Annotated in this window: 14 protein-coding genes and 2 pseudogenes; 12 read left to right on the top strand and 4 right to left on the bottom strand. The window is 71.1% G+C overall.

All coding sequences use genetic code 11. The annotated features are described in order from the left end of the window. Positions 1-45 precede the first annotated feature (45 nt). Positions 46-1,296 (bottom strand): MFS transporter, encoded by a 1,251-nt coding sequence (locus ACIP82_RS10595; RefSeq protein WP_400652813.1) that lies wholly within the window; start codon positions 1,294-1,296, stop codon positions 46-48. A gap of 270 nt (positions 1,297-1,566) precedes the next feature. Here ACIP82_RS10595 and ACIP82_RS10590 point away from each other — a divergent pair. From ACIP82_RS10590 to ACIP82_RS10580, 3 genes and pseudogenes are all read left to right on the top strand, one after another. Next, positions 1,567-1,881: pseudogene (locus ACIP82_RS10590) on the top strand (recombinase family protein); the annotation flags it as partial. A gap of 469 nt (positions 1,882-2,350) precedes the next feature. Continuing rightward, positions 2,351-3,691, top strand: coding sequence for an RICIN domain-containing protein (locus ACIP82_RS10585; protein ID WP_363612756.1), 1,341 nt, complete (start codon positions 2,351-2,353; stop codon positions 3,689-3,691). Positions 3,692-3,778: 87 nt separating this feature from the next. Continuing rightward, positions 3,779-4,318 carry a winged helix-turn-helix domain-containing protein gene (locus tag ACIP82_RS10580; RefSeq protein ID WP_400652812.1) on the top strand — a complete coding sequence of 180 codons (540 nt, stop codon included), beginning with the start codon at positions 3,779-3,781 and terminating at the stop codon, positions 4,316-4,318. Between the two features lie 98 nt (positions 4,319-4,416). Here the strand turns inward: ACIP82_RS10580 and ACIP82_RS10575 are convergent, their stop codons facing one another. Further along, the gene (locus tag ACIP82_RS10575; protein WP_400652810.1) at positions 4,417-5,535 is read right to left on the bottom strand and encodes an FAD-dependent oxidoreductase; all 1,119 of its coding nucleotides are present in this window, start codon (positions 5,533-5,535) and stop codon (positions 4,417-4,419) included. 53 nt (positions 5,536-5,588) lie between these two features. Here ACIP82_RS10575 and ACIP82_RS10570 point away from each other — a divergent pair, with 53 nt between their 5' ends. Then, positions 5,589-6,281 carry a TetR/AcrR family transcriptional regulator gene (locus ACIP82_RS10570; protein ID WP_400653041.1) on the top strand — a complete coding sequence of 231 codons (693 nt, stop codon included), beginning with the start codon at positions 5,589-5,591 and terminating at the stop codon, positions 6,279-6,281. A gap of 202 nt (positions 6,282-6,483) precedes the next feature. Here the strand turns inward: ACIP82_RS10570 and ACIP82_RS10565 are convergent. Then, a pseudogene (locus tag ACIP82_RS10565) lies at positions 6,484-6,717 on the bottom strand (Tn3 family transposase); the annotation flags it as partial. A 513-nt stretch (positions 6,718-7,230) separates the two neighbouring features. Here ACIP82_RS10565 and ACIP82_RS10560 point away from each other — a divergent pair. The 8 genes from ACIP82_RS10560 to ACIP82_RS10525 all read left to right on the top strand — a co-directional run bounded on the left by ACIP82_RS10560 (position 7,231) and on the right by ACIP82_RS10525 (position 13,709). Further along, a complete protein-coding gene (locus tag ACIP82_RS10560; RefSeq protein WP_400652808.1) occupies positions 7,231-7,812 on the top strand; it encodes a TetR/AcrR family transcriptional regulator in 582 nt (193 codons plus the stop codon). 243 nt (positions 7,813-8,055) lie between these two features. Then, the gene (locus ACIP82_RS10555; protein ID WP_400652807.1) at positions 8,056-8,808 is read left to right on the top strand and encodes an SDR family oxidoreductase; all 753 of its coding nucleotides are present in this window, start codon (positions 8,056-8,058) and stop codon (positions 8,806-8,808) included. Continuing rightward, positions 8,808-9,131: a hypothetical protein gene (locus ACIP82_RS10550; protein ID WP_400652805.1), complete on the top strand. Its 324-nt coding sequence runs from the start codon at positions 8,808-8,810 to the stop codon at positions 9,129-9,131. Before ACIP82_RS10555 ends, ACIP82_RS10550 begins: the two co-directional genes overlap by 1 nt. A 399-nt stretch (positions 9,132-9,530) precedes the next feature. Beyond that, complete coding sequence (locus tag ACIP82_RS10545) at positions 9,531-11,072, top strand: ATP-dependent DNA ligase (RefSeq protein WP_400652803.1); 1,542 nt, start codon at positions 9,531-9,533, stop codon at positions 11,070-11,072. Positions 11,073-11,267: 195 nt separating this feature from the next. Beyond that, on the top strand, positions 11,268-11,504 hold the full coding sequence (locus ACIP82_RS10540; RefSeq protein ID WP_400652802.1) for a ferredoxin: 237 nt from the start codon (positions 11,268-11,270) through the stop codon (positions 11,502-11,504). A 176-nt stretch (positions 11,505-11,680) separates the two neighbouring features. Further along, a complete protein-coding gene (locus tag ACIP82_RS10535) occupies positions 11,681-12,895 on the top strand; it encodes a cytochrome P450 (protein WP_400652801.1) in 1,215 nt (404 codons plus the stop codon). A gap of 199 nt (positions 12,896-13,094) precedes the next feature. Continuing rightward, positions 13,095-13,247, top strand: coding sequence for a hypothetical protein (locus ACIP82_RS10530; protein WP_363612738.1), 153 nt, complete (start codon positions 13,095-13,097; stop codon positions 13,245-13,247). Positions 13,248-13,355: 108 nt separating this feature from the next. Continuing rightward, positions 13,356-13,709: a hypothetical protein gene (locus tag ACIP82_RS10525; RefSeq protein WP_400652799.1), complete on the top strand. Its 354-nt coding sequence runs from the start codon at positions 13,356-13,358 to the stop codon at positions 13,707-13,709. 73 nt (positions 13,710-13,782) lie between these two features. On the opposite strand, the gene ACIP82_RS10520 is transcribed toward ACIP82_RS10525, so the two are convergent. After that, positions 13,783-14,688 carry a hypothetical protein gene (locus ACIP82_RS10520; RefSeq protein WP_363612734.1) on the bottom strand — a complete coding sequence of 302 codons (906 nt, stop codon included), beginning with the start codon at positions 14,686-14,688 and terminating at the stop codon, positions 13,783-13,785. Between the last annotated feature and the right edge of the window lie 35 nt (positions 14,689-14,723).

Below are 14,723 nucleotides of genomic sequence, written 5' to 3'. Positions count from 1 at the left end.
CACTGTTCCATGCCACGCGGAAGGCTCCTGGCACCTACTCCCTGGTCATCTCGTCGCTTCCGCAGCAACGCCCGGCTGCGGCCGGGTCCGCATACCCCAGCGGGCAAGAGATGGGCCAGCAGCACCCAGCATTGCGAAGAACAACGCCAGCAGCAGCCAGCCCGCCGTGCCGAGGCCTAGCACCACCGTGGTGAGGATCGCAGGGGCAAGAGCCTGGCCCGCGTTGAAGCCGAGGCCGAGGACACCTTGGTACTGGCCCTGGGCATGGTCGGGGGCAAGACCGAAACCCAGGGCGAAGCACGCCGAGGACTCCCAGACCTCTCCCAGGCTATGGACGAAGATCGCCGCCAGGACCAGTCCTGCTGCCGCCCAGACAGGGGCGTACGCCGCCAGCGCCATCATCGGACAGCTGACGAGGAAGAGCAGCCCCGCAGTGCGAAACGCCCTGCCGCCGTCGTACGGGGTCTCGATACGGGAGCCGATCTTGGTCTGCATCAGTACGCAGAAGGCGGAATTGACTGCGAACAGCGCGGCCACCGTCCAACGCGGCGTTTCGGTGTGCTCGGAGATCCAGATCGGCAGGAGCAGGGAGACCACCGGGTACTGCAGTCCCATGGCCCCGTAGAGGGCGGTGAACGTCAGGAACGGACGGTCCGCGAAGACGAGCCAGCGCCGCTGCCGCGGCGGCGCTGCCAGCACCGGATAGCGGGGCAGCAGAAGCAGAAGCACCGCACACAGGGCGAAGCTCGCCGCGTTGCCGAGAATCAGCGTGACATAGGCGCCGCGGGTGTCCGCGGCCAGCGCCAGCCCGGCACCCGCCGTTCCCAGGACGACGCCCAGGTTGACGAAGGTGCGCAGCTTCGCCCGGAACATGGCCGGTCGCTCACCCCCGACCCGGGCCACCAGAGCCCCCCACGCCGCCCCTCCGGCCGCCGCGGCGATCTGGTCGACCGTCGCGATGATCGTGAGCGCGGCCCAGCTCTCGACGAGGACGAGGGCCGCCATCGATACCGCCTGGACCGCGAGGGCCAGCATCATGATCACGCGTGCACCGCGCCGGTCGGCGAGATGACCCCCAGGTATCCCCGCGCACAAGCCGATCACTCCGGCGATGGTGAGCGCGGCGCCGACCTGCACCGCAGGCAGGCCCACGACCAAGGTGAAATAGAGCGCCGACGCCGCGTTGAACAGACCATTGCCGACCCGGTTGACGAAACTGGCGGCGACCAGCACGCGCTCCGGCCCACTGCCCCCCGCCATCCGGCCTATTCGACCTGCCAAACCGCCCTTGATCATGGACCGCAGGCTAACAGCACCGCAGAACCCGCCGCAGTCGTACGAAGAAGATCGCGTGCCCCAACGGCGACGCAGGCCCCGACGCGTGTTCCATCCCCTGAAGGCCGGTGTCGGCAAACGAACGAATGACGACTGGCGCGCCGGGCGTCCAATGAACCCAGGCTTTCCGGGGCCCGACGGCGGCGCCGATCCAATCAGATCCGATGGCGGATGATGACAGGGTTTGCTGACAGCTGGGGTCGAATGCGACCACCGAGAGCGGGGAGCGGCATGGCCAACCTGGTCTACAAACGGGTGTCGACGGACCAGCAGTCGACCGACCGGCAAAACCTCGTCCTAACCGAGGCCGGGATCGAAGACCCGGTCGTCCTCGAGGAACAGGCCGGCACCTCCAGCCGCCTCCACCCCCTTGAGCGGCCGAAGTTCGGCGAACTGCTCGCCTACGCCCGGCCGGGCGACACCGTGCACATCTCCGAGATGTTCCGCCTCGTACGCGGCACCGGGCACATCCTCGACGTGCTCGACGTCCTCCACCGCGACCAAGTCGCGCTGCGCATCCACGACGGCGCGTTCTCCGCCGTGGACCCCAGCTCCTCATCCGCTGCCAGTCCCTCGACGGCACCCCGGGCGCCCCAGCGATCCCAGCTCAGCGCAAGGCGCGCCGCGAGTACGAGAACCGCGTCGCCGCCCTCGCGAGCAACACCCTGTAGCGAGTCCTCCGGTCTGCAAGATCATCCCGTGGCGGGTTTCCGGCGTATCTGGGTCATGCCCCGAAGAGACCCTGACCCACGGGCCCGACCCGCTCCACCTCTCCCAGTCCTGCCTCTCGGAGTTCGTCACGGAGACCGGTTTCGAGGCGCCCACCTGGCACGCTCCGGAGGCATCCGGCTTCTTCCAGCCCCTGCTGACGGCCGGAGCTCCGGGTCCGGCGCGGCTCGGCATGCGTCCGTTTAATGAACGTTGATCTCCGCTTTGCATGCTCTTCGAGTCCTTGCCGCCCACGCCGCACCCGCGGCGAAACGGGGCGGACGAGGGGGACAAGGAGTCGCATCACATGCAGACGATTGCAAGAGGCCGACGGCAGGGGCTGCCGGCCGTGGCCTGGGCGATGGTGGCGTTCCTGCTCGCCTTCGGGGCCGTACTGGCTCCCACGCCCGCCCAGGCCGCTCCGCCGGACGGCTGGAACAACCGCCATCTCGACGAGATCACTCTGCTGGGCAGCCACAACGGATTCTCCAACAGCGCCGACGGCGTCAACTTCGCGCAGAACCAGAGCTACTCCCTGCGCGACCAGCTGAACAGCCTGAACGTACGGGCGACGGAGCTCGACATCTGGGGTACCGGCAACGGGGTGTGGGTCGAGCACGGAGCCCCCGACTTGACCGGGGGCAAGCGGCTGTTCCTGCACATGCAGACCATCGTGGACTTCCTCCGCAACAATCCCCACGAGATCTTCGTCCTCACCTTCGAGGACTACACCGACACCGCTCAGCTCCAGCGGGAGTTCGATCTGGTGCCGGGCCTGCAGGACCTGGCGTTCAACCCCAACGCGTGGGACGTCTGGAACAAGGGCTGGCCCAGGGTCGAGGACATGGTGAACACGAACAAGCGCCTGCTGATGCTGTCGGGGAGGTACGACAAGCAGGATCTGAACGTCTTCCCCATGAAGGAGTGGACCGTACAGAACCACTACGACGACGGCGTCGGCGCCTGCAACGACCGCAAGGGCGACGGGATCTCCACCCAGCTGGGAAAGGCGACCTGGGCCAATGGTGACGGCCCCAACAGCCATGCCAACACCAACGCCCGCGCGTTCCAGAAGCTGTTCTTCAACAACAACTTCTCCGCGCGTTCGTACGACGACTTCTACCGCTCGGTGAAGGCGTGCGAGCCGAAGACGCTCGGCCGGATGCCGAACATGATCTCGACGGACTGGATCGGCTACAGCAACCGCGATGCCGAGCGGTTCGTCAACGACACCAACCGGGCGGTCGGCTGGAACGTCGGGAGCACCAACCTGTGCCTCGACGTCGAGGGCGGACGTACCGAGGACCGCACCCCCGTCCAGTTGTACGGGTGCAACTGGTCCAACTCGCAGGCATGGCGGCGCGTGCCCATCGACGACGCCCTGGACGGGTTCGAGCTCCGTGCCCTGGGCCAGTGCCTCGACGTGGCGGGCGGCATCGCGGCCAAGGGCACCAAGATCCAGACCTACGGCTGCAACGGCACGGTCGCGCAGCGCTGGGTCCACGAGGGCACCGGCAACAGGCTGCGCAACCTGGGGACGAACATGTGCCTGGACGTCACCAATGGGATCATCGCGTCAGGGACGAAGCTGCAGCTCTGGGACTGCAACGGCAGCCCCTCGCAGTACTTCGACTGGCGCATGGTCTGACCTCGTCGGACCGCTACTGAACCTGAAAGCGTGATGTCGGGGCGGTTCGCCTGACAGCTGTCGGGTGGGTCCGGTAGCCCTGAGCCTGTGAGATACGCGCAGGGCGGCGGGTTGACCGACACCGAGAGGGCCGCGCGGGAGCGGATCCGGCTGCAGGCCATGGAACGCTTCGAGGGCGGGGAGAAGAACCGGGAGATCGCCACCGCGCTGCGGGTGAGCGAGCGGTCGGTGGAGAGATGGCGCCGGCAGTGGCGTGAGCGCGGCGAGGCCGGGGTCCTCTCGAAGGGCTCACCCGGTCGCCCGAGGCTCGGCGAGAAGCAAATCGCCAGACTGGAGCACGAGTTGGAGCGAGGTCCGCTCGCCCATGGCTGGGAGGACCAGCGGTGGACGCTCGCGCGGGTGAAGACGCTGATCGGCCGGCTGTTCCACGTCGGCTATACCGTCGAGGGGACCTGGGCACTGCTCAAGCGCCACGGCTGGTCCTGGCAGCAGCCGACCCGCCGGGCCATCGAACGGGACGACCAGGCGGTCGAGTTGTGGAAGAAGGAGGTGTGGCCCCGGGTAAAAGCGCCGCGGCGGCTCGGGGAGCCTGGCTCGTCTTCGAGGACGAAGCCGGGCAGACCATGAGACCGCCGCGCGCCAGGACCTGGGGCCGCATCGGGTGCACGCCGGTGGTCCGTGAAGCCGTGGCGAGCTGTCAGTGCTGGTGCTCTCGCGCTTGGCGGTCAGGATGGCTGGACTTGGTCGAAGAGGGCGAGGGCTTCGGCGGGGTCCGGGCTCACGAGGCGTTCCAGCCCGGCCATCGTGATCTTCGCCCACCTGCCGGCCCGTGCCCACATCTGTTCCTCGAAGGCACGGACGGCCTCGTCCAGATCTCCAGGGCCGGTGGCGATGGACTCGGCGAGTTCGGCGCCTTCCAGCATCGCGAGGTTCGCGCCCGCCCCCAACGGGGGCATCAGATGGGCGGCGTCGCCCAGTAGCGTCACCCCGGAGACGTGGGTCCAGGTGTGGGACACGGGCAGGACGTAGAGGGGGCGGTGGACGAAAGCGGTGCCGTGGCGGAGGAGGTCGAGGACGGGAGCGGCCCAGCCGTCGAACAGAGCCAGCAGACTCGATCGCACGGCCTCGACGTCGGCCAGGTCCAGGTTCGTGTGCCAGTCCAGCGGCGCGCGGAACTGGGCGTACACCTTGACGTGGCCGCCGCTGTTGCGCTGGGCGACGATAGCTCGGTTCACGCCGTACACAGCCACGGAGCCGTCGCCGATCAACCGGGCGAGGTCGGGGTGGCGGGTGTCGACGTCGTCGAGGGAGGTCTCGACCGAGGTGACGCCGGTGTAGTGCGGCGTCACCGACGAGACTGCCGGGCGGATCCGGGACCAGGCGCCGTCCGCGCCGACCACGAGGTCGAACGTCTCCTGGCGCCCGTCCGCGAAATGGACCAGTACGCCATCCCGGGTCCCCGGCACCACCTGCGTCACGCCCCGCCCCCACCGGACGTCGAGAGGGCCGAGCAGCAGGTCACGGAGTTGCCCGCGGTCGATCTCGGGATTGGCCCGGTCATCTGAACGGGGTCGCCAGTCGCGCAGGACGGTCCCGTCCGGGTCCAGGATGCGCATGGCCTGCCCCTCGGGACGAGACAGCGCCCGGAATTCCGCCAGCAGCCCCGCCTTGTCCAGCGCGAGCTGGCCCAGCCCTTCGTGCAGGTCCAGTGTGCCGCCCGGGGGGCGGGCGTCGGGGGCGGGATCGCGTTCGAGGACGGCGACGGGGTAGTCATGGCGGTGCAGGACACGGGCGAAGGCAAGGCCGGCAGGGCCGCTCCCGACCACAGCGATACGATGTCTCATGTCGATACACTGTATTTCCCCATGACGACGCATCGCAACAGAACGGCGTGACCATGACTGTGTGGGACCGGCCGGAGCCGCCGACTCGCCCCGTGCCGCTCGACCGGGAGCGGATCGTCGCCGCCGCCATCGCGCTGGCCGACGAGGGCGGGCTGGGGGCGGTGTCGTTGCGCAAGGTCGCCGCCCGGCTGGACGCCGGCCCGATGCGGCTGTACGGATACATCTCCACCAAGGAGGAGCTGTTCGACCTCATGGTGGACGAGGTCCACGCCGAGATTCTCCCCGAGGAGCAGTCCGGTGACTGGCGGGAGGCCCTGCGCATCCTCGCCCACCGCACCAGGCAGGCCGCTCTCCGTCACGAATGGCTGGCCGACCTGCTCGGCGGCCGCCCGACCCTGGGCCCGAACGGCCTCGCCGTGACCGAGGCCACGCTGGCCGCCCTCGACGGCCTCGCCGACATCGACACCGTCATGCGCGCCGTGGAGACTGTCAGCGCCTACTTCACCGGCGCGATCAGACGCGAGATCGCGAACCTTCGGGCCGAACGCGCCACGGGGCTGTCCAAGCACGACTGGCAGCGCGCCTCCGGCCCGCATGTGATGAGAATGCTGGCCACGGGCCGCTTCCCGGCGCTGACCAAGGCCGTGTACGACGGCACGGACGTGAACGCCGAGGCATCCTTCACGACCGGCCTGGACTGGGTCCTCGACGCCGTGGCCGCCAAACTCACCCGGCCGCCGGCGTGACGCTCAGCCCTTGCCGAGTGTGAGCGAGGTCGGGGCCGGTGTCCCCGGGCCGTGCGGGCTTGCGCCGCCACCACTTCATAACGTTGGTGCCGCCCTCAAGTGGGTGGGCCCCTGCCTGGTCACGCCCGCCGCGTGCGAGGACGCTCCCATCCTCGGCGGGGAGCGGGTCGTCGGCGTCCTGCGCCGCTGACGACCGCCGCCGGGGGGAGCGGCGGGCCACGTCCTCGTCGCGGACGTCGAAGCCGTCCTCGCGCAGCTGCGTGACGGCGGCGTCCATGTGCCTGGTGTCGAAGAACACCAGGGCGTTGAGGACCAGTCCGAGAGCGCCGGTCTGATCCTCCATGCCGTCCTGGTAGCGCTGGTAGAGCTGTCCGGCCCGACTGTGGAAGATCTTCCGGGCGAGCGCGTGGCGGCCCTCCTGGAGGTTGGCCTGCACCACGTGGTCGCGGATCGCCAGGGGCACGCGTCACTCGGAGCCCCCCGACACGTCGCCGTGGCTGTTCCCTGGCGGACGACCAGGACACCCGATCAGTTCGTTCCGGCTCTCCGAGCGACTCCGCGCCATCGGCGTCCTCCCCGGCCGATCCCGCACTGCGGCCCTGTTCCAACTCGCCGAGGAACTCCCAGCCGCACCACTGGCACGCATGCTCGGCATCCACATCAGCGTCGCCGTCCAATGGCAGCGAGCCGCAGCCGGCGACTGGACCACCTACGCCGCTGACATCAGCCAACGCACCGCAAGACGGGAACACTGATGACAGCTCACCATCGCGCTGGGAAGCCGTCAGGCCCGAGATCTTCCAGTGGCGATCCAATACGACTTGCCATACGTTATCCGTGCGGATAACTTTATCCGTATGGATAAATCTCTGGCCGTGGTGGCGGTCGTGGCGGGCCGCAAGGCCGTCCCCGTGGACCTACCCCCAATCAGACAAGTAAGCGCACCATCATGACTACCCGTCATGCAGCGACTGCGGCCCGCAAGGAACAGATCACTCGTGCCGCAATCGCCTTGCTGGGCGAGCGCGGCTACCAGGCCACCACCTTCGAGGCCATCTGCAAGGAGGCCGGGCTCAGCAGCAAGCGGCTGATCACCTACCACTTCTCCAGCAAAGACGAACTGTTTGCAGCCGTCGCCGACCAGATCGTCGCCGACGTTGAAACGTACATGCGGCCCGCCCTTGAGGCCGCCACGGGCACTCGCGAACTGCTCGCCGCCGCCATCCGGGCGAACGTGGGGTTCATCGCCGGCCACTCGGCGCACATGCGGGCGCTCCAACAGATCCTTCTCAACGGCGGTCTGGGCGGCTGGGAACGACACCACATCGAATCGCAGAACCGGCTGGCCAGCCTGTTCGCCACCGGGCAGCGCACCGGAGCCTTCCGCTCCTTCGATCCGCAGGTCATGGCGGCGGCGCTGCGAGCCTCGATCGACAACGCGGCCCCGCTCCTGTCCGCCGGCCTCGACCCCGACCTGTGCGCAAACGAGCTCATCGAACTCTTCGACCGCGGCACGCGTGAGCAGCCATAGATGGTCCGCAGGTCCCCGGTGAACCAGCCGCGCCAAGCCGGACCTCGGTCGCAGGCAGCCCTTTGTCACTACCGACGGCGCGGGGTCCCGGCCTCCCCTTGAGGCGGGCGTCGAGTGCCTGAAATCGCAGGAAGCAGTGTGAGGGAACGCAGATTCTGCGGTCCTGAAACGCCACCGGCGTCCAGAACGGGAACACGAAAGGAAGCAATGCCATATACAGGAATCGTCGGGCGGACGTACGTCGTGACCGGCTCGGCGTCCGGCATCGGCGCTGCCACCGCGACGCTGCTTCGCGAGCGCGGCGCCCAGGTCATCGGGTGTGACCTCAACGACGCCGACATCCAGGCAGACTTGTCCACGCCCCGGGGCCGACAGGCACTGGTCGACCAGGTGGCAGAGCGTGGGCCCATCGACGCAGTGCTCGCCGTCGCGGGTGGTGGCAGGACCGGGCTCCTCGAGACGAACTACTTCGGTGCCGTCGCGACGCTCGAAGGCTTGCGGCCGCTGCTGGCGCAGAGCGATGCGCCTCGAGCTGTGGCCGTGTCGTCGACCTCTTCGCTGGCGCCCGCGGACGAGCGCGTCTTGCAGGCATGCCTCGACGGCGACGAAGCCGCTGCCGTGGCTCTTGCCAACGCTGAGCCATCTCTCGTTGGTGCCGCGGGCGCCTACGGCGCCGCCAAGCGTGCGCTGAATCGTTGGGTGCGCAGGGTTGCCTCAACACCAGAATGGGCGGGAGCCGGCATCGCCCTCAACGCCGTCGCACCCGGCGTCGTCGACACACCTGCCGCCTCCTGGATCTTCGCGAGCGAAGACATCCGCACCGCCGTCGAGACCGCCTCACCGCAACCGTTCGGCGGCTTTCCTGGGCGGCCGGAGTGGGTTGGCGAGCTCATCTGCTGGCTTGCCGGCGCGGACAACCGTTTCGTTACCGGTCAGGTCGTATTCGCCGACGGAGGCGCGGAAGTTGCGATGATCGGAGATCTCCATTGGCGCTGATGGACACGGACAACTCCGCAGTCCTCCTGATCCATGGCGGCCTCTGGATCGCAAGACTGGCGCTGGCATGGCCCGCAACCGCCGGAGACCCCGCAGCGGACTCCCGCACCCGCATCGGCCTGACCAACCTCGGCGCCTCCGACCAGATCATTCGTGACTTGCCGGACGGGCAAACCCCGCGAGCCGTCACCGACACCGAGCTGGCGACGCTCAAGATGCCGATCAGCGTGCTCCCCTCAGTTCCAGAGAACCCGTTCCACCGACGTCAGACCGTCGATGGACTCCGACGACTTCTGCCGGACAGCGAAGAACTCCCCGGCTGAGCCGCCATCCGACAGCAACTCCTGGAGATGCCCGCCCCCGTCGTCGCGGACGCTCTCGGCTACCACGACAAGACCACCACCCGCCTGCTCAAGGAGACCGGCGGGACCTGGAGCCGATACGCCACTGGAGACCACACACGGTCACCAGCAGGCTGGGTTCCACAAGGAACTGGCGACAGTTGATTACGAGAGCACACCAGTACCAACCCCCGATCGCGTTCCGGCCGCGCCCGGCGGCGAGCGGCCCCCGGGCGGGCAGTGCGTCCACCCGCCGTCCACCCCACCGTCCATCGCGCCGCCGGCGAGACCGCCGAAGCGTGTCCTGCGGCCCGGGCCGGGCCCGGTCGCCGATCCTGGACCTCCCGGCCGACACCCGCACCCGCACCCGAGGAGCCCCGTATGCTGCTCCGACACCTGGCCCTGGTCTCCCGTGCCGTGGCGGACGAGCCCGGTCGCCGGGCCAAGACCGCCCTGCTGGCGGACCTCCTGCGCGAGCTCGGCCCGGCCGAGGCCCCGGCGGCGGTCTCGCTGCTCTCCGGCGAGTCGCACCGGCTGCGCACCGGCATCGGGCCCGCGAGCCTCCGGGATCTCCCGCCGGCCGCCGCCGGGCCTTCGCTCGGCGTCCGGGAGACCGAACGGGCCCTGGAGCGGATCGCCGAGGTGCACGGCGCGGGCGCGCAGGCCGAGCGGCGCCGGCTGCTGACCGGGCTGTTCGAGCGGGCCACCGAGGCCGAGCAGGGGTTCCTGCGCGCGGTCCTGATCGGCGAACTGCGCCAGGGCGCGCTGGACGCCGTCGTCGCGGACGCGGTGGCGCAGGCCACCGGAGTACCGGCGGCAGCGGTGCGCCGGGCGCTGATGTTCCGGGGCTCGGCCCGCGCGGTCGCCGAGGCGGCGCTCACCGGCGGGGTGCCGGCCCTGGACGCCTTCCGGCTGGAGGTGGGCCGCCCGGTACGGCCGATGCTGGCCGCCTCCGCACCGGACGTGGCCTCGGCGCTCGACCGGACCGGACCGGCCGCGCTGGAGTGGAAACTGGACGGCATCCGGGTGCAGGTGCACCGGGACGGCCAGGACGTCGCGGTGTTCACCCGCGGTCTGGAGGACATCACCGCCCGGGTGCCCGAGGTGGCGGAGGCCGCGCTCAGCCTGCCCGTCCGTTCGGCGGTGCTGGACGGCGAGGCGATCGCGCTCGCCCCCGACGGCCGTCCGCGCCCGTTCCAGGAGACCGCCGCGCGGACCTCCTCCCGCCGGGACCCGGGCCGGCTGCGCACCGAAGTCCCGCTCAGCGCCTACTTCTTCGACCTGCTGCACCGGGACGGCGACGACCTGGTGGACCGTCCGGGGCGGGAACGCTGGTCCGCCCTGGCCGAGTCCGCGCCGGCCGGGCTGCGGGTGGCGCGCGTCGAGACCGGGGACCGCGCGCGGGCACTGGCGTTCTTCCGCGAGACCCTGGCGCTCGGCCACGAGGGCGTCCTGGTCAAGGACCCGGCGGCCGGCTACGCGGCCGGGCGGCGCGGCGCGGGCTGGATCAAGGTGAAGCCCCGGCACACCCTGGACCTCGTGGTGCTGGCCGCCGAATGGGGCAGCGGCCGGCGGCGCGGCTTCCTCAGCAATCTGCACCTGGGGGCCCGGGCCGCGGGCGAGCCCGGCCTCGGGCCGTGGGTGATGCTCGGCAAGACCTTCAAGGGCCTGACCGACGAAATCCTCGCCTGGCAGACCGGCGAACTGCTCGCCCGCGAGGTCGAACGAGATGCGTACATCGTGAGGGTACGGCCGGAACTCGTCGTGGAGATCGCCTTCGACGGCGTCCAGCGCAGCCCACGCTACCCCGCCGGGCTGGCCCTCCGGTTCGCCCGGGTACTGCGCTACCGGACGGACAAGAGCGCCGACGAGGCGGACACCGTCGCCACCGTCCGCCGGATCGCCGCGGCCGAGGGGCTCTGACACCCGCCCCAGGTATGACGTTCACTCAAATCCCTTCCGTTTCATGGCTGTTCGATGCGAGAACAGATTCGGCCATTCTGTGCGATACCGCCTCCGCACTCTTCGTGTGCGACAGAGCGACGGTTAGGTTGACACCGATAGCGGGGGCAGCCGGCCCGGATGATCCGGTGCCACACCACCGAGAGGTGTCCGTACATGCAGGTGAGCATCGACCAGGACCGCTGCTGCAGCTCCGGCCAGTGCGTTCTGACCGCGCCGGAGATCTTCGAACAGGGCGACCCGGACGGGATTGTGAGTCTTCGTCAGACTCTTGTGACACCAACGCGGTTCGACGATGTGAGACTCGCCTCGGAGCTCTGCCCGGGCGGTGCGATCACCGTCACCGAGGACGCGGGAGAGGCGGGCGACGCCGGGGACGACCGGGCGTCGTGACCGACGGGTGGGGCGCGGGGCCCCCTGTCCCCCACGCCCCGTCGAGGCCCGGCGCCCCTGCCCGGTGCCCCATACCGGGTGCGCGCCGCGGGTACCCGGGCGGCCCACCGCCGACCGGCCGCCACCGTCCACTCGCCACCCGCTTTCCGTCACTTGCCACGCGAGGAGAATCCACCTTGACGAGCACGCCCACCGCCCCCGCCCGCCTGTTGCCCGCCCCGCGCGTCGGCGGGTGCCCGTTCAGCCCGCCGCCCGCCTACACCGAGGCCGCGCACGAGGGCTCCGTCACCCGCGCCGAGCTGCTGGACGGCTCCTCCTGCTGGCTGGTGACCGGCTACCGCGAAGTCCGTACCGTGCTCTCCGACCGCCGGTTCAGCGCGGACGCCCGTCGGCCCGAGTTCCCCTTCGTCACCCCCGGCCGGCGCGAGATCGCCGCCGCCGATCCCAGCTTCATCCGCCTCGACGACCCCGAGCACTCCCGGCTGCGCCGCATGGTCACCGGGGACTTCCTGGTCAAGCGGGTCGAGGCGCTGCGCCCGGAGATCCAGCAGATCGTCGACGAGGCGATCGACCGGATGATCGCGAGCGGCTCCCCCGCCGACCTGGTCACCGGCTTCGCGCTGCCGGTGCCCTCGCTGGTGATCTGCCTGCTGCTCGGCGTCCCGTACGAGGACCGCGAGCTGTTCCAGGCCCTCAGCCGCGTGATCATCAGCACCACCGCCGAGGAGGCGGAGGTCGCCCGGGCCCAGGCCGAGCTGCTGGACTACCTCGGCGGCCTGGCCGCCCGGAAGCGCCGCAGCCCCGGCCAGGACATCCTCAGCCGGCTCGCCGCCCGCGACGACCTCTCCCTCCGGGAGATCGCCTCGACCGGCCTGTTGCTGCTGGTCGCCGGGCACGAGACCACCGCCAACATGACGGCCCTCTCCACCGTTCTCCTGCTCCGCCGCCCCGAACAGGCCGCCCGGCTGGCCGACCCCTCGGCGGTACCCGGCGCGGTGGAGGAGCTGCTGCGCCACCTCAGCATCGTCCACACCGGCCTGCCCCGGCTGGCCCTGGAGGACGTCGAGCTGGGCGGCACCCTGGTCCGGGCCGGCGACGGGGTGATCGCGATGCTCTCCACCGCCAACCGGGACGACGCGGTGTTCGCCACCCCCGGCCACCTGCCCGCGGACGAGCTGGACCTGGACCGGGACGCCCGCCGCCACGTCGCCTTCGGCTTCGGCGTGCACCAGTGCCTGGGCCAGCCGCTGGCCCGGGCCGAGCTGCAGATCGCCCTGGCCACGCTGTTCCGCCGGCTGCCCGGGCTGCGGCTCGCGGTACCCGAGAGCGAACTGTCCTTCCGCACGGACGCGGTCGTCTTCGGAGTGGAGTCGGTACCGGTCACCTGGTGACACCGCGCGGGCGGCCGGGCGGCCCGGTCGGCCCCGGCGCGGGCCCCGGTTGGCCGTACGGCGGCTGCGGAGGCAGGCTTGAGGGGCAGAGAAACCCGGCCCGGCGGCCGCCCGGCGCCGCGGGGCGCCCGGCGTCCCGCGACCTGCGACCTGCGGCACGCCCCGGTCGGCCGAGGAGACGGAGCCCACGATGACCGACATGAGCGCACGGTCCGAGGTGAGCGCCGACCGCGAGGAGGACATCCGCGCGGCCGACCCCGAGGAGGGCATCACCTCGATGCAGAACCAGCACGCGCAGGACACCTCGCAGGCGGAAGGCGCCCCCATGGAAGAGCCCGTGGCGGGTAGCTGACCGTCCACGACGAACGAGTTGCCACGAGGCCGCCCGGCGTACGGGCGGCCTCAGCGACCGCGATGTCGCTGCCGCAGCGGCGGCAGACCGGCGAGGAAGGATCGACGCATGAGCGAACAGCAGCACGGCACGGAGGCGCAGCGCGGGCAGCAGGCGGACCCGCCCGGGGATCCGCAGGCATCCTGGGCGACCTGGACCACCCAGTCGATCATCAGCGGGCCCGGCGGGGTCACCACCGCCGAAGTGGGCCCGATATCCGGCGACCTGACCCTGCACACCACCTGGGCGGACGGCGAGGCCCGGCTGACCGTGCAGTACACGGGCGCGTTGGACTGGTACACGGTGGCGGGCAGTCCCGTGCCGGCCCCGGACGAGGCCGTCGCCCGGGCGGTCCACCAGGCGATGGTCAACGGCGTCAAGGCCGGACGGGGCGCGAGCGCCCCGGAGGCACCGGGCACGTAGGGGCTCCGTCCGGCATCACCGGACGGCCGCGGTGGAGGCCCTGCGGCCGCCCGGTCCCGGGCCCGGGCCTCCGTCAGTCCTGCGGCTCGGCCTCGCCCGGGACCGCCGGGGCCGCGGCGGACCAGTAGGCGGGGACGGCCGGGCCGCGGGAGCGCAGGTCCGCGCGCACCTCACGCGCGAGCCTGCGGGTGTCGCGCCGGTTCACGTTCGCGCCGATGCCGGCGCCGACCAGCAGCGGGGTCAGCGAGGGCAGGCGGCGCAGCGAGCTGCGGGTGAGCCGTTTGCGGACCTGCTGGCGCACCTCGGAGCCGAGGGCCATCGCGGCGAACCCGGCCGGTCTGACCAGGGCCGCCCCGTCGACGCCCCGGCGGTTGGCCCAGGCCCCGAGGTAGGCGAAGGCCCGCTGGGTGGCCGTCCCCTGGGCCGGGACGCCGTACACCTCGTGCAGCTCCGCGATCAGCTTGATCTCCACGGCCGCCACGGCGAGCGTCTCGGCGGCGATCTCCACCGGCATCGCGGGCGGTACGGGCAGCATCGCCGCCGCGCCGACCCCGGCGCCGAGCGCGCCCGAGGCGCGGCAGGCGCCGGTGATCAGCAGGTCGGCCAGCCGGTCCGGGTCGGCGGCACCGGGATGCTGGGCCCGCAGGGTGGCCAGATCACGCACCGGGATTCGCGGTGCGGCCTGCACCAGTTGGTCGGCGAGGGCCCGGCCGCCGTACGCGGCGCCCTTGGCGGCGACCCGGCCGCCGCTGCCGAGCAGCCGGGCGACGGAGGCGACCAGAGCCGCGCCCCGGCGCCGGGCGCGCTCGGCCCGGTCCCCGGTGACCCGCCGGGCCGGGGCGCCCGCGGGCGCCCCGGGGGTGGGCCGCTCCAGTTCCTCGACCAGTCCGGCCAGCTCGTCGGCGACGTGTTCCGGGGTGGGCTCGGCAGGCCCGCGGCGCCCCGGTTTCCTGAGCCCCGGTTTCCTGAAGAGTGCCATGCTCTGCCGGTACCCGGTGCGGCGCGGCGGTACGC

Origin of the sequence: Kitasatospora sp. NPDC088548, assembly GCF_044753005.1 — a bacterium.
Taxonomy (GTDB): domain Bacteria; phylum Actinomycetota; class Actinomycetes; order Streptomycetales; family Streptomycetaceae; genus Kitasatospora.
The sequence above is the reverse complement of the archived record's forward strand: the minus strand, read 5'-3'. Positions and strand labels throughout refer to the sequence as shown.